We start from the raw sequence: 16,700 nt of genomic DNA, 5'->3' as shown, positions 1-16,700 counted from the left end.
GCTTATTTTAACCAACTATTTTTTGCCTCTTAGCGAGGCGTTGAGGCTGTAGAATTTCTCCAAAAAGACGTATTTAAAATAACAAGGACAGTCGCTTATATTTGAATAACCAAAAATAACAAGGACAGTCGCTTATATTTGAATAATACAAATCACTGAACTAAGGTTAATATCTAATCAAAATTCAAGGATGGTATTATGACAACAGCGAGAAAACAGTTAATTAGTTTAACCGACACCCCTTATTATCATTGTATTTCTCGTTGTGTACGCCGTGCTTTTTTGTGTGGTGAAGATAAAAATACAGGTCAGAACTTTGACCACAGGAAAGGCTGGGTAGAAGAAAAACTACTTAGCCTAACTCAGGTGTTTGCTATTGATGTATGCGCTTACGCTGTGATGAGTAACCACACGCATACCGTACTGTTTATTGATGAAGACACCGCTAAAGGTTGGTCAACCAAAGAAGTGCTTGAACGCTGGCATCAATTATTCAAAGGTACATTACTCACACAGCAATATTGTTGTGGTGATGAAATTCCCGACTATTTAATAACCTCATTGCTTGAAACGGTTGAGGTATATCGCAGCCGTTTAATGGATATTAGCTGGTTTATGCGCCTACTAAACCAAAGTATTGCCACAAAAGCCAACAAAGAAGATAACTGTACAGGGCATTTTTGGGAAGGACGTTTTAAATCACAAGCGCTATTAGATGAAGCAGCCCTTGCAGCTTGTATGGCCTATGTTGATTTAAACCCCGTGCGAGCCAATGTAGCCAAAACACCAGAAAGCTCAGAGAATACTAGTGTAAAGCAACGCGTAATATCAGCTAAAAAAGCTAAACAACCAAAACTGTTGTTGCCTTTTATCGGCAACCCACGCCAAACCATGCCAAAAGGCTTACCGTTTGAGCTTAAAGACTATCTTGAACTCATTGAGCTAACAGGGCGCTGTATTCGAGAAGACAAAACAGGGTATATTGACAAGCACCAACCCGCACTGCTAACAAGGCTAAATATAAAACCTGAAAACTGGTTAACGTTAAGTAAAGATTTTAGAAAGCTCTTTCATGGTGCTGTAGGTCATAGCGATGTATTAACTGATTATTGTGAGCATAAAGGGTTAAAACGACGAGCCAATGTTAGCCGTTGTACTAAATTGTTAGCATAGTATTAAGTACTACCACTCAAGTCCCACCAACACATCAAGCCTGATGTAGTAGTTATGCCTAGAAAACAGTGTTTTTCTACTTTGACTGTAATTTTACTCAACTTTGGTCAATGTTTTTCAAATTAAGTTTATATTCTTAATCATTGAGTTTATTTTAAGCTGTTTATTAGCTTGCATGCTGGCTTTGTTGTAGGTAATTGATAAGCGAGTGTCCTTGTTAATTTTTTACTCAACTTTGGTCAATGTTTTTCAAATTAAGTTTATATTCTTAATCATTGAGTTTATTTTAAGCTGTTTATTAGCTTGCATGCTGGCTTTGTTGTAGGTAATTGATAAGCGAGTGTCCTAGTTAACCCTAGTTAACCTTACACCTTAATGCGGGGTTAGTTGCCTTCTCACTCCGGTGGAAAATTCTGTTTTTTCTGCTGCACTCGGATTAAAGTCAAAAAGAAACTCAAAGATTTTTTCACGATCATTTAGTGACTCATCTTCCCAAAAAATCATGACTTATCTCTATTACGGATTTTCTGTTTCCTTGCTTCCATCAAAGCTTTCGCATCATCATGAACAATAAAATTAGCTTTTCCGTTATCAAACTTATCAAATGCTGCATTTATTTGTTCTGTTAACCATGCGTCATGCATCATAGTTTTACGTTGCTCTTCAGCTAAATTTTCTGTAAGTTCTCGGCATGCATCACTTAAAGTTCTACCTTGGCTTTCAGCCATTAGCTGTGCTAAACGCTTAGTTTCTTCATCAACTCTAAATTGAATTCGAGTATCCATAATTAATTACCTCAAAATGAACATTGTGCGCACAAATGTTAGCACTGTGATTATACCAAGGCAACTAACAACGCGCATTAAAACGGACTACAAAACAGTTGGCTTGCCTCACTTCGTTCGTTATTGTAGCCAAACTATTTTTAGCCGCTTAGCAATGCGTTGGTATGACTCCCCACGTCAAGTTAAACCGTAGAATATTCTGCTTTTTTTCGAGCCATAATTTCTCTATTCAAGTTGAGTGAGTTAACGCATAGAATGAACAAATAACAAAAATAACAAGGACAGTCGCTTATATCTCCTTGGCAAATTACAAACCTGATTTATCCTGCCAAAGTAAGTTCGTCCCTATTGATTTTTCACCGCAAAAAATCCAGTTAGAGTATTTTGATTAAAAATAATATAAAAAACGAGTAATTCTACAAGCTCGTTAGCCGTATAGTTGTAACCTCGAATTAATGTGATACTATTGTGATACATTATTTGGATTTTAAATAAGGTTTATTATGAGAGTTGAACTTGTAACAACACTTAAACGGCAAGCTACTAAAATTCTAGCAGACTTACATACATCAAAAGAACCTGTACTAATTACTGAACACGGTCAACCATCTGCTTACTTAGTTGACGTGGAAGATTATGAGTTTATGCAACAGCGAATGGCAATTCTTGAGCGTGTTGCACGCGGTGAGCAAGCAATTAAAAATGGTGAAATATTCTCAAATCAGGAAGCAAAAGAGAAAATGAGTAAATGGCTGAAGTAATATGGGCATCTACAGCCCTTGATGATTTATACGAGATCGCTGAATACATTGCCTTAAGTAACTTTCCTGCTGCAAAGAAGTTGACTCAAAAAATATTTGATAAAATATCTAGGTTAGAAAATCATCCAGAGTCAGGTAAAAGGCCGCTAGAATTGGTGAGCTTAAATTACCGTGAAGTAAATGTTAATCCTTGTCGTATTTTTTATAAAGTGGATAACGACAAAGTGTACATTTTACATGTTATGCGTCAAGAGCGAGATTTACGCAGGTATCTTTTAAAAAGTTAAAAGTGAAGTTAATAGAGTAAAAGAACATCATATAAGCCAATTAAGACCGGGCTGCTAACAGCATGCGCAGTTAAGATAAAGCAAATACCCAATGGCAAATGTATTGCCTTGTTCATAACAAAAAAAATAACAAGGACAGTCGCTTATATCTATATACAGGAGAGAAGCATGTCAGGAATTACAGAGTTAAATGAACTGTTAAAGTCGATGAAACCTAAATTACTAACGCCAGAGTTTCTATTTTGTACGGTTTCTGGTGCTTTAGTTGAGTATATATCACTTAATCCAGTGGCCACTTTTGTTGAATCTGAGGGGCTAACCTTGGTTTTAGAAAAAACTGTTGCAGACAGTGCAGGGCTTCACTTTGACGGTACTTTTCGCCAAATTACCTTAACCGTGCATTCTAGCCTTGATGCTGTGGGGTTAACTGCTGCTGTCTCTGACAAATTAGCGACTAAAGGTATTAGTGCTAATGTTATTGCGGCTTATTATCATGACCATATATTTGTTCCGTCGACAATAGCTGACATAGCGCTTACTGCATTGCAGGAATTCAACATTTAAGGTTATGTATGCTAAGTCAATAATCACTGAATAATGGTTAACGAGTAGTTAATGTTTAACAATACCGCAGAGGCAACTTAGTTTTGTAACTTAGCTTACGAGTTAGTTCAGTAAATTAATTCAAGCCGTAGAACGTGGCTTAGCGTTTTAAAGGATATAAAACAGATGAAGCAATTTTTAGTACTTGGTTTAATGGTGTTATTTTTATTTTTTGCTGTTGTAGCAGATTAAGGTTACACAGGGTTTACATTAGATGTAGCTGTTAGTGGTTTCTTTAGGCCTGGGATTGTCAGTGTTATGTAAAAAAATTGAAGCTGACTGATAAATTAAAAATTCCGGGCAGTCCTGCCCATGAGGGTAAAAAGCTCATTATCAAACTTAAAGGCCAATTATTACCTTTAACATTGCAACGTATTGATGGCACCAAATACTCTGTAAGTTTACTTTTAGAATAATAGCTAAAAAGCACTTTAATCAAACCAAATTAGTTGGCTATTACTTGTTTATAACTTATTCTAGCGAACTGATTTTAGCCCGTTTATCCGGGTGCTCGTTTTACCTATTACAAGAAACGTTCAATGTTGAATAAATTATTATTAATTACATTACTTTATCTTCCGTTAACTGCGGCCGGAGCTGAATATGAGTTTTCGCTTGGTGCTGGCTTTCAATATAGTGGGATTGTAGGCACTCAATTCGCAGTTAAACACAAAGAAAGTAAGTACTTCATCTCAGTTGGTTTACCTGGGTATTCAGTAGGAATGCAAACGACAGTTTTAGATGATCAGCGTCATTCAGTTGGTTTTTCTATAGGTGAATTGCAAGGAATATTTGATGGCGATAGCCGTTATGGTGTTTTCACTTATAATTATCATTTTGATGGCTTTAAAAATACAGGTTGGCTCTTAGGCGCAGGCATTGGTATATATGATCAAGAGTCTTATAAACCATTATTCAATGACGAGCCTGTTAACCCTTCAAGCAAAGCCATGTTTACGTTAGATATTGGTTATAAATTCTAATGGCTAATATGGATAAAGACGCTGTATGGGTATAGTGCTGGTTTCAGATGTTTTTGGTGTAACTTCCGGCTTAATGAAAACCAGTATCGCTCTAGGTGCGCAAGCTATTGTTGACCCATATAAAGGTCAAATAATGGCCTTTAAACATGAAACTGAAGCCTATTCATATTTTATTAATGAAATAGGCTTTGACAATTATTTGTCGCATTTGATAAGTGAGATAGAGTTAATTAAGCCCCCAATTACTTTAATTGGCTTTAGTGTTGGGGCAACCACAATTTGGCGATTGTCTGATCACCAAGTAGCCCATCGTATAAAGCATGCTTTTTGTTATTATGGCTCACAAATCAGAAATTTTTCAGCAATATCACCCTGCTTTAAAACGCATGTGATCTTGCCAAAAAGTGAACCTCACTTTTCAGTGTCATCGCTGCAAAGTACGCTAGTAGTAAAAAAAATGTTGAAATAAAGTCGGTGGCATACTCGCATGGTTTTATGAATTGTAATTCAAACAATTATAGTAAGCTTGGTGCTACTAAAGAAATAGAATGGCTAGTCTCCTCTACCCGTTAACAACTAAATTCTAAAAGTGATTAAAAATTGGCTAAGCCTTTTCGCTCATATTTTTGCAAGTACAACTACCAAAGGATAAGCTGATGAAAGTTGATGATATAAGGGTATTTATCCCGAGTAAAAATTACGAAGAGTCACAATCGTTCTATCAAGCACTAGGTTTTAAAATGGACTATGTTAGCGAAGATCTATCTTTATTTGAAAATGGTGACTGCTCATTTTTCTTACAACGATTTTATCATAAAGATTTCGCACAAAATTTAATGCTACAACTCTCAGTGTTAGATATAAACGAAGCCTTTGATGTTATTTCTAGCTTAGATAGTTTTAATATTACGTACAAGCCGATAAAAAAAGAACCATGGGGAAGCGTAATATACTTGTGGGGGCCATCTGGCGAGCTTTGGCATATTACAGAGTTTCACACTTAGTTTACTTAGTGTTGGTGGCTAACTATTGTGTAATGCGAATATAGTATTATAACCACAGTTAGGTGAGTGTAAAATGGATATACAGGTATTTGGTTGTAGTAGAGACTTAAAAAACTTATTTGTTAAAAGTTGTGCTAACTTATTAGTAAATACAAAGTTGGAGTTAAGTTATGAAACCTGTAATAGCAAATAACAAGCCGGTAAAAGTTGATTTAACCGAGGGTGAAGAATATTACTTTTGTACCTGAGGGCGTTCTAACAACCAACCATTTTGTGATGGCTCGCATGTTGGCACTGAGTTTAAGCCTAAGCCATTTACTGCTGAAAAGTCTGGTGATGCTTTTTTGTGTCAATGTAAGCACTCAGCCAACTTACCTTTTTGTGATGGTTCACATAAACAGTTTAATGATAGTGCGGTAGGAAAAGAAGGGCCTGAAATACAGAGCAGTACAAGTAAAATTCCAGTTGCTAGTGCTACGGTTGAAGAGCCAACAGTTGCTTTTATCCATCAGCTTGCAAGAGAAGGATTGTCAAAAATGGGTCATCATGGACCTATGACTTCTATGGGGGTTCCTCGTCATTTATTACCACATTGGGATGATATACAGGTGATGACGGCACAAATGGCTACCAAGCCATTACTTGAAAATGTTGCTGTAAGTACGGAGTTGGTGATTGGTCCAAAAGCTAAAAAGCCATTAAAACTAAACATTCCTTTGCTTGTGTCAGATATGAGTTTTGGGGCACTATCAGAAGAAGCTAAATTGGCATTAGCAAAAGGTGCTGAATTATCTGGCACGGGTATTTGCTCGGGCGAAGGTGGAATGCTGCCCGAAGAACAAGCGGCAAACTCTCGCTATTTCTATGAACTTGCAAGTGCCCAATTTGGCTACGATGAGTCAAAATTAAAGGGTGTACAAGCGTTTCATTTTAAGGGTGGACAAGGTGCTAAAACAGGTACAGGAGGTCATCTGCCGGGCAATAAAAATGTAGGGAAAATTTCACAAGTACGGGGGATCCCTGAAGGCGAGCCAGCAATCTCTCCCCCCACCTTTGCTAACTTACATACCGCTGATGACTTTAAGCAATTTGCTGATCGTGTGCGCGAAGTTACAGGCGGTATTCCTATTGGCTTTAAATTAAGTGCTAACCATATTGAAGAAGACATTCAGTTTGCATTGGATGCCAGCGCAGATTATATCATTTTAGACGGACGTGGAGGCGGAACAGGCGCCGCGCCAGAAATGTTTCGTGATCATATTAGTGTACCTACTATACCTGCATTAGCGCGTGCGCGCCGATACCTTGATGAACAAGGTGTTAGCGATAGTGTTACGCTTATTATTACCGGTGGATTACGTACACCGATAGATTTTGTTAAGGCGTTAGCATTGGGCGCAGACGGCATTGCCATTTCAAATAGTGCTATGCAAGCGATAGGTTGTGTTGCTGCAAGAATGTGTAATACTAATAATTGCCCTGCTGGCATTGCAACACAAAAAGCCGATTTAAGACAGCGACTTAACATAGATAAATCGGCAAAGCAGTTGAGCAACTTTTTTGATGCATCTGTCGAGCTTATGCAGGTTATGGCTAGAGCATGTGGCCATAACACGTTAAAATCGTTCAATAGTGCAGACCTAGCGACCTGGCATAGAGAAATGGCTTTGCTTTCTGGGATAAAGTATTCAGGGTTAATAGATCCTAAGCGCTAATTATTTTGAATTTCAAACAAGCTTTACCGCTTAATGCAAGGGCTTTAAGCGTATCTTCGTTAGGTTAACTAGCGAGTAGTTACGCTTTTTATTTCTATCTCGCAAAGGTTTTTTATGCTTTTTCATTACGAAAGAACAAGGAAAAAACAAGCTTATACTTTAGCTATTAATATCGCGTTATTGCCTGTTTATCTTTATATTTTGTCGATTACGGCGAAAGAGCATAATGACTTTGAGGCACTCTTTGCTATTGCTGAAAAATCAGCACTTGGTATTGGCATATTGCTAACAGCCGCAATGGTGTGGTTTTTAAGAAGCAAAGATAAGTTTGAAATTTATGTTACCCATCAAGAGTTTTATAGCATGCACCCAATCTTTAAAGAGTGGTGCTTTAGTGTCAATCCTAAAGAGATAAAGTGTATCAAAAATCACTATGGTTCAGGCAGTAAAATGACCAGAATAGACTTAGTAATGCACAATGGTGATACATTTCAAATCTGTCCTAATTACGATTTTTCTAGAAAAAAACTGTACCAAGCATTACAAACGGCTAACCCCCTTATTGAATTGCCAGCGAACGCTAATCTTTTTACAGCAGAAACTAAATAAAAAGAGTTCACTATAAACAAAGCTACTTAATAATCCGTTTTAGGGTTATTTATTTCAATTGGTATTAGGGCGTGTTAATAAGGACTAACTGCTTTATAAAGAGTACACTTAATTACTTTGTTGGACATGATGACTTTATCTGCTTTTACAACTTGGCAATTAGTGTATTTAACACCTGAAGGTGACACAAAGTTTGCGCTTAAAACTGAATACACTTGGCAGCCAAGCGTTGATAAATATGCGGTAGAGTCTATTTTTGCCTATCATGACTTGGCCATGATAAAAATTAGGTGATAGACATCTTATGCCAAAATCATTAGTTGCTATTTTAGTTTATCCACAGTTAACAATAATTGAAGGTGCTAATGAACATTGAAGTAATACAAAACCCTGAAAAAGCGCTTATTGATTATCTTGACCAAAAAATTGCTGATTTTAACTGGGCACATTGGGAAGTAAGTGAGCGCAAACCTTTAGCAGTGCAAATAACTAACGATCTTGGCGAAGTAATTGCTGGCGCTGCAGGGCGTACTTTCGGCGACTGGTTATTAATTAATACTTTATGGGTGGCTGACGAGTTACGTGGCCAAAATATTGGTAGCCAAATTTTAAAGGCAATAGAGTCGGCTGCAATTCAAAGGGGCTGTACAAAATGTTTGTTAGATACACTTAATTTTCAAGCCATGCCTTTTTATGAAAAACATGGTTATAAAACCCAGTGGGTACAAGAAAAATACCCTAAAACAGGATGTAAGTACTTTATGGTAAAGAATTTTCAGGATAAGTGTGTTTAATGATAAATTACAAATAACGTATAAAAAAATTACTATTTTAGTTGCTAAATAATTGAATAACTAGCTTTAAACTGTTCAACAGTAATTAAGGGGATTTATGAATTTTAATGACGCTCAAGCCGATATGAACTTCTCATATTATGGCGGTTGTACAGGTGTGATGATTTCAGGTTTTGTGTGGTGTATCGCAGGTACTGTTGGGCTACTATATTCAAACCAAGTGAGTATGTTAACGCTTTTCTTTGGTGGTATGGTAATTTTTCCCTTATCTGTTTTGTTGGCAAAAAGGCTTAAGCGTTCGGGCAAGCATTCAGCTGAAAACCCGTTAGGTAAACTTGCCTTAGAAAGTACCATTATTTTATTTGTAGGCTTATTTATTGCTTTTTATGTGGCCAAGCTACAAGTTGAGTGGTTTTATCCGATAATGTTGATGACAATAGGCGTACGCTACCTAACATTTAATACCTTATATGGACTAAAACTATACTGGGTTTTGGGCGCATTGCTGATGTTTTCAGGAATGTTTTGCCTATTATTAGGCGTTAACTTTATTACTGGTGCATTTATTGGTGGCATCACTGAAGTTCTATTTTCAGTGGTGATTTTTTATGAGTCAAAAACCTTGACCGAAAACAATAGTGCGTAATTAAATTTTACCAGTTAAGTTAAAGGGTATCGCTATGTTAGATAAAGAAAACACAGGATTAATTGTTGTAGACATACAAGGGACTTTAGCGCGATTAGTGCATGACAGCGACACGTTAATATTACACTGTAAAAAGCTTATTAAGGGTGCTCAAACCCTTAATTTACCCATAATTTGGCTTGAACAAAACCCTGATAAATTAGGCTCAACTATACAAGAGCTTGATCTTCTTCATGATAACCACACTCCCATTACTAAGTTTACTTTTAACGCTTGTTTATCGCCCGAATTTGTTGAGGCTATTCGTGCAGCAAATAAAGAATCTTGGCTTATTTGTGGTATTGAAGCCCATGTTTGTGTGTACCAAACGGCCCTGAATCTAAAAGAGCTAGGCCTTAATGTGCAATTAGTGAGTGATTGTGTTTCTTCACGCACTGTCACTAATAAAAATTTAGCAATTAGCAAGCTAGCTAATCAAGGCGTTAATATAACTGGTTTAGAAATGTGTCTTTTTGAATTGGTTAAAGACTGTAGAGCATTAGAATTTAAAGATATTCTTGAGTTAATAAAGTAATTTACCTGAATTCGGGATAAGCTAAGTACACTAAAGCTACGATTTTTGCGCGTATCTGCATGGACGCAGCTACTTGGTTTTTGTCTGGAACTAAAAACCGTAAGTTTGCACTTAGTAGTAAGGAAAAACTAACCTAAAAAATTGTAAAGTTTAAGCTTTTATATATTTTAAACGTATATATATTATTTCGAACTCAGGTTAACGGAGTTCATTCTTGGGGCTAGTGGTTAATAAAACACAAGGTAAGGTGAGGTTAATTGGTAGATTATAAATATGCATTTCTGTGGGGAGTTATTGGTGTTGTTATTGGCATTTGCGCATTTACTTTTAACTACTATATGGTTTCAGTGTCGCTACCGGGTTATAAATTTTTAGTTGCCCCTGCGATATTTGTATTAAGCTTTTTTAGTGAGGAAACCGACTTTACTCCAAAGATGGTGCTTTTTCTTTCCGGGCAATTTATCGGTTATTTATCGGTGGCTTACATTTATCGAAAAGTTAGCAAGCTAATGTTAAGCGCTAAGCGTGGTTAATTATTAGTTTGCTGTGCTGAAATTAATTCATTAATTATCAGCACAACTGCTTAACTGTCGCACTTACGATTTTGCTGCTTTAAAGTTAACAAGTTTATTAAGTACCTGAATGGCTTTCTCTAACTGCCCCCTTTGTTCAAGCACCATCGCAAATGACTTTAAGTCAACCTCATCGTATTGTTGACCATCTAAATTTACTAATGAATTAAAGGCCTTTTCAGCACGATCCCACTCCTTTTCAGCAATGGCTAAATGAGCTAAGCAACTTAACCACTTGGCGCTTGTTGGGTCATGATGTAAGTGTTTTTGAACTGCTTGAGCGAGTTCATTCGTTGCAGAAAGTGGTAATAAACGTATTTTTTTAAGTAATGCGTCATTTGCGCCTTTTTTGATCACTGGTAATAAAATTTTTGTCAGAGGCTGATTAATTTTATGTTGAGCTAATACTTGGCAATAAGCGAGTAATACAGGTTCGCGTTGTTTAACTTTTTTCGGTAAAGCGTCCCAATATTCGTGTAAAGCATGATTACTCTTTTGCTCAATTTGCTGGTTAAATACGCCAGTAAATGCCTGTGCTTCCCACTGTTGAACTTTACTTTGTTCAAGGGTTTTACTTTTTCGTGCGGCTACTAATTGTTTCACTACGTAGTCGTAGCGCTTTTCAACAAGGCTTAGCGTTATTTCAAGTGCTAATAAACGATCGTCATGACCAATATGTTTATGGTGCTCGTCTATTAGCTCTCGTGCCTTGGCGTATTCTTTATGGTTAAGGAGTAATTGTAGTGTAACTAATACTGACTCTAAGCCTAATTCTTTAATACTGATTGTTTGTTCATTAACTTGAGCAAGGTAGTGTTTACTGTTTGCAGATAAGCCTTGTTTGTCTGCGGCACTGGCCGCTAATAAATAACAAAGCTGTGCTTGTTGAGACGGCTCTGCACATTTGCTTAGTAAATGCTCTGCTTGCTGGTTATCTTCTAGAATGTAGCAAGCAACCCCTTTGTTAAAGTCTCTAATTGCTCTGCGGCGACTTGCAAATGCTATTTTATTCCAGGCACCAAAAGTGAACTTTAACCCTCCTCGAAAAATCTTTAAAGAAAGCAATAAGCCAAGAAAAAGTATCACTAACATTATAATTGCAGTAACTACGGTTGACTCTAGCGTTAGGTCGCCCATTGCAATTAAAATGTAGCCTTTTTCATTAATTAAAAATGGGCTAATGGCAACAGCCGCAAAAAATATTAAGATTAAAACAACAATTCGTTTCATTAGTTGTTCTCACTCTTGTTGTTTGTTTCATCATCGCTACCTTCTTCGTTATTGGATAAAGGCTCACTTGGTAACGCTGGTAACTGTGCTAGTGGCTTTTCAGCTAGTAGTGTGCGTATTTCAGTAAGTGCCGATAAACTACTTGGGTAATTGGTGTCAATTGTTTGTGTTTGTAATTCAGCGATTGACTGCAAAAAGTGCTGGCTTACAAGTTGAGTTGTATCAAAATACTCGTTTAACCATGCGGTTATGTCAGCCAAAGTTTGTTGATAAACCTGCGATTGTCGTTTTGTTATTGCCCATTGTGCCACTTGCAACTTCAGCATTAGGTTTTCACGTAAATTCTGTTGATGCTGTGGCGACATCAAGGGTTCAACACTACCAGATATTCGACGTACTGTAATAAAGTCTGCAATAAACTTGCGCCAGGTTTTGGCTAGATTTTCTCGCCAGTCGGCAGTGCTATCAGTCAGCGTTAGGTTGTCTTCTTGCGATGCGTTATCAGGTATTTTAACACCAGCTAAGGGAAGTTTATTAACTTGTTGGCTGAGTGCATTAATAGATAATAATAGTGTTTCATTATCTATAACAGGAAGAATTTGTAGCGACTCAATATCATTTCTGAGTGCTTGACGCACCGGTAAATATTGCGGGTCGTTTAATTCTTTTAAGCGCAAATCAGCATCTTTTAGTAAGTTTATTGCGGTACTTGTATTTTTTTCTAGCCATAATGTGCGGCTTGCAATTCTGATCAAGTACTCTGCTTCGTGTACTAACCAGTCTGTTGATTTGTTCTGCTGTAATCGCGCTAATTGTTGTTCAAGCTGTTCAATACGATTGTTACTTTGGGCTGTATGTTGATCTAAGCGATTACTTAGTTCAGCTGTTAATGCTTTGCTCTGCTGTTCGAATAACTGAGTTACTTGTGCGTTAGTTTGCGCTTGTTCAGTTTTACGCTGTGCATTTAACTGCGATTGCTGTGATAGTATTTGCTGTTTTATTGCTTCACGTTCAGCGGCTAATTGTTCGCCATGTAGCCAATACATGCCGCCTACACCAGCTAAGCCTATTAATGCAATTAACACGGCAAATATTGCAGTTTTTGAAATTGGTGCTTTGCCTTTATTCGAGTTTTTAGTGGTTGGTGAAGTTGATGCACCTTTTGCAGTAAGGGGCGCTGAAGCTTCAGGTTGTTTTACTGCTTTTTTATCGGCGACACTATCAGGTTTAGTATTTTTCGTTTTTTTTGCTGAATCTTTATTGTCGCTTTCAGCCTTGCTCGTTGTAGATTGCGTTAAAGAAATACTGGCTGACACACCAGCGCCATCGGTTTTTTTGTCATGATGAGTACTTTGTGATGATTTTTTATCTGATGACGAATTTGAGTCAGGTGTTTTTTTGTCGGTCATAAGTTAATTCCGTATTCAACAAAGTAGTTAGTATGGCTTGGTCTGTTGCACCGTTAGTGTTTATTACGTTTTTTAGACCTAACGCTGTTGCACTAACCGCGATTCTTTCGCTTATTACAACCCATAAGCAGGTGTTTTTCCAATAATCATCAGTGATGTTTATTATGCGTACAAGGTTATCTAAAAAAGCGTTACTGGTAACGACAATACAATTTATTTGCGCTTTACGCCAATGTTCAGCTTGGTCAGTCGGAAAATTAAGCCAAACTTTTTCATAAACAGGCAAAAAATTTACTTTAGCGTCTTTTTCTTTAAGAGTTGAAGCCAAATGCTCTCTTCCGTCTTCACCCCGTATAATAGTAACACGGTATTGGTTTAATGACGTTTGGCAAAATATTGGTAACGCTAACATACCTTCACTGTCGTAAGTGTCTGGACAAAGGCTGGTTATATTACATTGCTTTAACGCTGCCTGTGTTGTTGGTCCTACTGCAATAATAGTCTCAATATTGCTTATTTGCTGCCATAAGTGAAGGCTAAAGTGCTCTTGAGCATATTCAACTGCGGCAATACTAACAAATACTAGAACGTTGGGCTGATAGTCAGCTAAATGCTGACGAATTTTAGCCTCACTTGTTGTGGCTTTATAGGTCATTATTGGCTGTGCTAGCGCCTTAAAACCTGCTAGTTTAAGCTGCTGAGAAAGCTTTTCACCCGGCACTTTTGGCCGGGGTACTAAAATGTTTTTAATCTTGTGCTTCATAAACGCTTTTTAAAATTCTATCAGCACCTTGTGCTAAAAGCTGTTCTGCTAGTTTAAACCCTAATGTTTCAGCATCGGCTGTGTTGCCTGAAATTTCATTTCTTAATATTTCACTGCCATCGATAGCGCCGACTAAGCCGCGTAAATGAATGTCTTGACCGTTAATTTCAGCATAGCTACCTATGGGTACTTGGCAACCACCTTCTAAGGCTCTATTCATGGCGCGTTCGGCCAATACTCGCATACGTGTAGTTTTACACTCTAACGGTGCTAGCAAAGCCTTTATGGTAGCGTCATCTGTTCGACACTCAATACCCACAGCACCCTGTCCATTTGCTGGCAATATTACTTCTGGCGCAATATATTCTTTAATACGCTCTGGCATAGCTAAGCGTATTAGCCCCGCAGCAGCTAAAATAATAGCGTCGTATTCGCCTTTATCTAACTTTGCTAAACGTGTATTTACATTGCCGCGTAGGTCTCTTACAACTAGATCAGGGCGTAATGCTTTTATTTGGCACTGGCGGCGTAAACTTGAAGTGCCCACTATTGCGCCTTGAGGTAAGTCTGCAAAGCACTTGATTGTATTAGATACAAAGGCATCACGAGGATCTTCGCGAGGACAAATTACTTCAAGACCTAAACCTTGTGGAAACTCAACCGGAACATCTTTCATTGAATGAACAGCAATGTCTGCACGGTCTTCTAACATTGCTACTTCAAGTTCTTTTACAAATAAACCTTTACCACCTACTTTTGCTAAAGGTGTATCAAGAATAATATCGCCTTTAGTTGTCATTGGTACTAGTTCTACTTTTACGTCGCTATGAAAATGTTCAAGTTGCGCTTTTACATATTCCGCTTGCCATAGTGCTAGTGCACTTTTACGAGTGGCAATACGAACAAGTTTAGTGGTCATGTTTTATCCTAAATTTTATACTTCTGGGTTTAATGTTATCTCGGTTTCAGCTTGTAGACTAACGGCCTTGGTAATGAATTGCCAAAATTCACCACCACCTCTTTTGTCTATCCATTGGTCGTTTTCGATATGAAAGTGATGACCATTGAACTTCGTTGCCACCCATATTTCATGCAATGGCGCTTGCTTATTAATGATAACTTTACTGCCGTTTTTGAAGGTTAGCGTGAGCATGCCACTTACGCCTTCATAATCAATGTCTACACCGCAGTCTTCTATTGCTTCTTCAAGCGTTAAAAGTAGCTCATCTGCAATGAAATTGTATTGGCTGTCGTTCATAAAATAGTCCTTTTGCAAAAACGCGTTTCTTTTGCTTGTAACTTATGGTCATAGCATTATAAAACGTCTATCATGGGAAAAAAATCGAATTGATCAATAATGCGTAAACTAAATTCATTAAAAGTAGCTTTCTTATTACTATCATTGCTCTTATCGGGCTGTGGAATGCCAGGTCCGTTGTACCAAACACCCGAGACAAATGCTAGTGAGACACCTAAAAATAATAATTTACCTGACCAAAAAGCGCAGGAAAACCCATAGTGGATTTTTTTAATTATAAAGATAATACATTATTTGCAGAAAATGTGGCGGTTAGTGAACTAGCTAAGCATTATCAAACACCTTTATATGTTTATTCAAGAGCAACAATAGAACGCCATTGGCATGCTTTTAATGAGGCAGCAGGAGAGCATCCGCACCTAGTGTGTTATGCGGTAAAAGCTAACAGCAACTTAGCGGTGCTAAATGTAATGGCGCGTTTAGGTTCTGGCTTTGACATAGTGTCTAAAGGTGAGCTTGCTAGAGTGATTGAAGCTGGCGGCGATGTTAGTAAAGTGGTGTTTTCAGGTGTTGGTAAAAAATCAGATGAAATAGCGTATGCGTTAGAAAAAGGTATTTATTGCTTTAATGTTGAGTCTGAGCCTGAGTTAGAGCGTATTCAACGCGTGGCAAAGTCTCTCGATAAGGTCGCGCCTATCTCTTTAAGGGTTAACCCAGATGTAGATGCAGGTACTCACCCTTATATTTCGACAGGATTAAAAGAAAATAAATTTGGTGTCGCAATTGACGACGCACTGCCTATTTACTTAAAAGCCAAGCAAATGTCGCATATTGCGATTAAAGGAATTGATTGTCATATTGGTTCACAACTCACCAGTGTCGCGCCATTTATTGACGCTTTAGATCGCTTGTTAATAACGATAGATACCCTTGCTGAGCAGGGCATTATATTGTCGCATATTGATGTTGGTGGCGGTTTAGGTGTTCATTACAAAGATGAAAACCCTCCGCTTCCCCGAGAATATGCAACGGCTATTGTAGAGCGTTTAGCTGGCCGAAAGCTGACACTGTTGTTTGAACCTGGACGCGCTATTATGGCCAATGCTGGAATTTTAATCACAGAAGTTGAGTTTATTAAAACCAACCAAGACAGACATTTTGCATTGGTTGATGCTGCTATGAATGATTTAATTCGCCCTGCGTTATATCAAGCATGGCAAAACATTATTCCTGTAACAGTAGATCATACGCTTGAAAGCAAAGTGTACGATATTGTTGGCCCTGTATGTGAAACAGGTGACTTTTTAGGAAAAGATCGGGATTTAGCTATTCAAGCAGGAGATTTACTTGCAGTGAGGTCATCAGGTGCTTATGGTTTTACCATGAGTTCAAATTACAATAGTCGACCAAGAGCTGCAGAAGTAATGGTTGACGGCGAACAGCACTTTTTAGTTAGACAACGCGAAAGCTTAGCCCAACTATGGCAAGGCGAATCATTATTACCTTAAGTTAATGTTAGAACGGTAAGAGTATT

General features: G+C 37.7%; 21 protein-coding genes and 1 pseudogene. 16 read left to right on the top strand and 6 right to left on the bottom strand.

Annotation, left to right across the window (positions count from 1 at the left end; genetic code table 11):
- Positions 1–198 precede the first annotated feature (198 nt).
- Positions 199–1,173 carry a transposase gene (locus QUD79_RS16920; RefSeq protein ID WP_184423422.1) on the top strand — a complete coding sequence of 325 codons (975 nt, stop codon included), beginning with the start codon at positions 199–201 and terminating at the stop codon, positions 1,171–1,173.
- Positions 1,174–1,673: 500 nt separating this feature from the next.
- Here the strand turns inward: QUD79_RS16920 and QUD79_RS16915 are convergent, their stop codons facing one another.
- On the bottom strand, positions 1,674–1,958 hold the full coding sequence (locus QUD79_RS16915; protein WP_184423421.1) for a damage-inducible protein J: 285 nt from the start codon (positions 1,956–1,958) through the stop codon (positions 1,674–1,676).
- Positions 1,959–2,461: 503 nt separating this feature from the next.
- Between QUD79_RS16915 and QUD79_RS16910 the strand changes: the two genes are divergently transcribed.
- The 13 genes and pseudogenes from QUD79_RS16910 to QUD79_RS16850 all read left to right on the top strand — a co-directional run bounded on the left by QUD79_RS16910 (position 2,462) and on the right by QUD79_RS16850 (position 10,467).
- Positions 2,462–2,719 (top strand): type II toxin-antitoxin system Phd/YefM family antitoxin, encoded by a 258-nt coding sequence (locus QUD79_RS16910; RefSeq protein ID WP_184423420.1) that lies wholly within the window; start codon positions 2,462–2,464, stop codon positions 2,717–2,719.
- On the top strand, positions 2,707–3,006 hold the full coding sequence (locus QUD79_RS16905; protein WP_184423419.1) for a type II toxin-antitoxin system RelE/ParE family toxin: 300 nt from the start codon (positions 2,707–2,709) through the stop codon (positions 3,004–3,006). Before QUD79_RS16910 ends, QUD79_RS16905 begins: the two co-directional genes overlap by 13 nt.
- 168 nt (positions 3,007–3,174) lie before the next feature.
- Entirely contained in the window at positions 3,175–3,570 is a 396-nt protein-coding gene (locus QUD79_RS16900; RefSeq protein ID WP_184423418.1) for an ACT domain-containing protein, read from the top strand.
- A gap of 578 nt (positions 3,571–4,148) precedes the next feature.
- Complete coding sequence (locus QUD79_RS16895) at positions 4,149–4,592, top strand: hypothetical protein (protein WP_184423416.1); 444 nt, start codon at positions 4,149–4,151, stop codon at positions 4,590–4,592.
- Between the two features lie 25 nt (positions 4,593–4,617).
- Positions 4,618–5,061, top strand: a complete 444-nt coding sequence (locus tag QUD79_RS16890) for a hypothetical protein (RefSeq protein ID WP_184423415.1) — start codon at positions 4,618–4,620, stop codon at positions 5,059–5,061.
- A gap of 187 nt (positions 5,062–5,248) precedes the next feature.
- A complete protein-coding gene (locus QUD79_RS16885; protein ID WP_184423413.1) occupies positions 5,249–5,596 on the top strand; it encodes a VOC family protein in 348 nt (115 codons plus the stop codon).
- A 170-nt stretch (positions 5,597–5,766) separates the two neighbouring features.
- Positions 5,767–7,311, top strand: a pseudogene (locus tag QUD79_RS16880) (glutamate synthase-related protein).
- A gap of 114 nt (positions 7,312–7,425) precedes the next feature.
- Positions 7,426–7,920: a hypothetical protein gene (locus QUD79_RS16875; RefSeq protein WP_184423411.1), complete on the top strand. Its 495-nt coding sequence runs from the start codon at positions 7,426–7,428 to the stop codon at positions 7,918–7,920.
- 126 nt (positions 7,921–8,046) lie between these two features.
- The gene (locus QUD79_RS16870) at positions 8,047–8,214 is read left to right on the top strand and encodes a hypothetical protein (RefSeq protein ID WP_184423410.1); all 168 of its coding nucleotides are present in this window, start codon (positions 8,047–8,049) and stop codon (positions 8,212–8,214) included.
- A 71-nt stretch (positions 8,215–8,285) separates the two neighbouring features.
- Entirely contained in the window at positions 8,286–8,714 is a 429-nt protein-coding gene (locus tag QUD79_RS16865; protein WP_184423408.1) for a GNAT family N-acetyltransferase, read from the top strand.
- Between the two features lie 97 nt (positions 8,715–8,811).
- Complete coding sequence (locus QUD79_RS16860) at positions 8,812–9,360, top strand: DUF7010 family protein (RefSeq protein WP_184423406.1); 549 nt, start codon at positions 8,812–8,814, stop codon at positions 9,358–9,360.
- Between the two features lie 34 nt (positions 9,361–9,394).
- On the top strand, positions 9,395–9,934 hold the full coding sequence (locus QUD79_RS16855) for an isochorismatase family protein (protein WP_184423404.1): 540 nt from the start codon (positions 9,395–9,397) through the stop codon (positions 9,932–9,934).
- 257 nt (positions 9,935–10,191) lie between these two features.
- Positions 10,192–10,467, top strand: coding sequence for a hypothetical protein (locus QUD79_RS16850; RefSeq protein WP_184423403.1), 276 nt, complete (start codon positions 10,192–10,194; stop codon positions 10,465–10,467).
- Between the two features lie 63 nt (positions 10,468–10,530).
- Here QUD79_RS16850 and QUD79_RS16845 read toward each other — a convergent pair whose 3' ends face one another.
- The 5 genes from QUD79_RS16845 to cyaY are packed head-to-tail and all read right to left on the bottom strand — an operon-like array spanning position 10,531 to position 15,166.
- Entirely contained in the window at positions 10,531–11,736 is a 1,206-nt protein-coding gene (locus tag QUD79_RS16845) for a heme biosynthesis HemY N-terminal domain-containing protein (protein WP_184423401.1), read from the bottom strand.
- Entirely contained in the window at positions 11,736–13,145 is a 1,410-nt protein-coding gene (locus tag QUD79_RS16840) for a uroporphyrinogen-III C-methyltransferase (protein ID WP_184423399.1), read from the bottom strand. Before QUD79_RS16840 ends, QUD79_RS16845 begins: the two co-directional genes overlap by 1 nt.
- Entirely contained in the window at positions 13,123–13,908 is a 786-nt protein-coding gene (locus QUD79_RS16835; RefSeq protein WP_184423397.1) for a uroporphyrinogen-III synthase, read from the bottom strand. Before QUD79_RS16835 ends, QUD79_RS16840 begins: the two co-directional genes overlap by 23 nt.
- Entirely contained in the window at positions 13,892–14,827 is a 936-nt protein-coding gene (gene hemC / locus QUD79_RS16830) for a hydroxymethylbilane synthase (protein ID WP_184423395.1), read from the bottom strand. The genes QUD79_RS16835 and hemC overlap by 17 nt, the downstream gene beginning before the upstream one ends.
- Positions 14,828–14,842: 15 nt before the next feature.
- Positions 14,843–15,166, bottom strand: coding sequence for an iron donor protein CyaY (gene cyaY / locus QUD79_RS16825; RefSeq protein WP_184423393.1), 324 nt, complete (start codon positions 15,164–15,166; stop codon positions 14,843–14,845).
- A gap of 99 nt (positions 15,167–15,265) precedes the next feature.
- Between cyaY and lptM the strand changes: the two genes are divergently transcribed.
- Both lptM and lysA read left to right on the top strand, forming a co-directional pair.
- Positions 15,266–15,427 carry an LPS translocon maturation chaperone LptM gene (gene lptM, locus QUD79_RS16820; RefSeq protein WP_184423391.1) on the top strand — a complete coding sequence of 54 codons (162 nt, stop codon included), beginning with the start codon at positions 15,266–15,268 and terminating at the stop codon, positions 15,425–15,427.
- The gene (lysA, locus tag QUD79_RS16815; RefSeq protein WP_184423389.1) at positions 15,427–16,674 is read left to right on the top strand and encodes a diaminopimelate decarboxylase; all 1,248 of its coding nucleotides are present in this window, start codon (positions 15,427–15,429) and stop codon (positions 16,672–16,674) included. The genes lptM and lysA overlap by 1 nt, the downstream gene beginning before the upstream one ends.
- The last annotated feature ends 26 nt before the right edge of the window (positions 16,675–16,700 follow it).

Source organism: Thalassotalea piscium, assembly GCF_030295935.1.
In the GTDB taxonomy this organism is placed as follows: Bacteria; Pseudomonadota; Gammaproteobacteria; order Enterobacterales; family Alteromonadaceae; genus Thalassotalea_B; species Thalassotalea_B piscium.
The sequence above is the reverse complement of the archived record's forward strand: the minus strand, read 5'-3'. Positions and strand labels throughout refer to the sequence as shown.

Excerpts from the sequence above, each read along its gene's own strand:
- QUD79_RS16890 (WP_184423415.1), top strand. The coding sequence starts at position 4,618 with ATGGGTATAGTGCTGGTTTCAGATGTTTTTGGTGTAACTTCCGGCTTA.
- QUD79_RS16920 (WP_184423422.1), top strand. The coding sequence starts at position 199 with ATGACAACAGCGAGAAAACAGTTAATTAGTTTAACCGACACCCCTTAT.
- QUD79_RS16860 (WP_184423406.1), top strand. The coding sequence starts at position 8,812 with ATGAATTTTAATGACGCTCAAGCCGATATGAACTTCTCATATTATGGC.
- QUD79_RS16895 (WP_184423416.1), top strand. The coding sequence starts at position 4,149 with ATGTTGAATAAATTATTATTAATTACATTACTTTATCTTCCGTTAACT.
- QUD79_RS16900 (WP_184423418.1), top strand. The coding sequence starts at position 3,175 with ATGTCAGGAATTACAGAGTTAAATGAACTGTTAAAGTCGATGAAACCT.
- QUD79_RS16910 (WP_184423420.1), top strand. The coding sequence starts at position 2,462 with ATGAGAGTTGAACTTGTAACAACACTTAAACGGCAAGCTACTAAAATT.
- QUD79_RS16905 (WP_184423419.1), top strand. The coding sequence starts at position 2,707 with ATGGCTGAAGTAATATGGGCATCTACAGCCCTTGATGATTTATACGAG.
- QUD79_RS16870 (WP_184423410.1), top strand. The coding sequence starts at position 8,047 with ATGATGACTTTATCTGCTTTTACAACTTGGCAATTAGTGTATTTAACA.
- QUD79_RS16865 (WP_184423408.1), top strand. The coding sequence starts at position 8,286 with ATGAACATTGAAGTAATACAAAACCCTGAAAAAGCGCTTATTGATTAT.
- QUD79_RS16885 (WP_184423413.1), top strand. The coding sequence starts at position 5,249 with ATGAAAGTTGATGATATAAGGGTATTTATCCCGAGTAAAAATTACGAA.
- QUD79_RS16875 (WP_184423411.1), top strand. The coding sequence starts at position 7,426 with ATGCTTTTTCATTACGAAAGAACAAGGAAAAAACAAGCTTATACTTTA.
- QUD79_RS16855 (WP_184423404.1), top strand. The coding sequence starts at position 9,395 with ATGTTAGATAAAGAAAACACAGGATTAATTGTTGTAGACATACAAGGG.
- cyaY (WP_184423393.1), bottom strand. The coding sequence starts at position 15,166 with ATGAACGACAGCCAATACAATTTCATTGCAGATGAGCTACTTTTAACG.
- QUD79_RS16845 (WP_184423401.1), bottom strand. The coding sequence starts at position 11,736 with ATGAAACGAATTGTTGTTTTAATCTTAATATTTTTTGCGGCTGTTGCC.
- lptM (WP_184423391.1), top strand. The coding sequence starts at position 15,266 with ATGCGTAAACTAAATTCATTAAAAGTAGCTTTCTTATTACTATCATTG.
- QUD79_RS16840 (WP_184423399.1), bottom strand. The coding sequence starts at position 13,145 with ATGACCGACAAAAAAACACCTGACTCAAATTCGTCATCAGATAAAAAA.
- hemC (WP_184423395.1), bottom strand. The coding sequence starts at position 14,827 with ATGACCACTAAACTTGTTCGTATTGCCACTCGTAAAAGTGCACTAGCA.
- QUD79_RS16835 (WP_184423397.1), bottom strand. The coding sequence starts at position 13,908 with ATGAAGCACAAGATTAAAAACATTTTAGTACCCCGGCCAAAAGTGCCG.
- QUD79_RS16915 (WP_184423421.1), bottom strand. The coding sequence starts at position 1,958 with ATGGATACTCGAATTCAATTTAGAGTTGATGAAGAAACTAAGCGTTTA.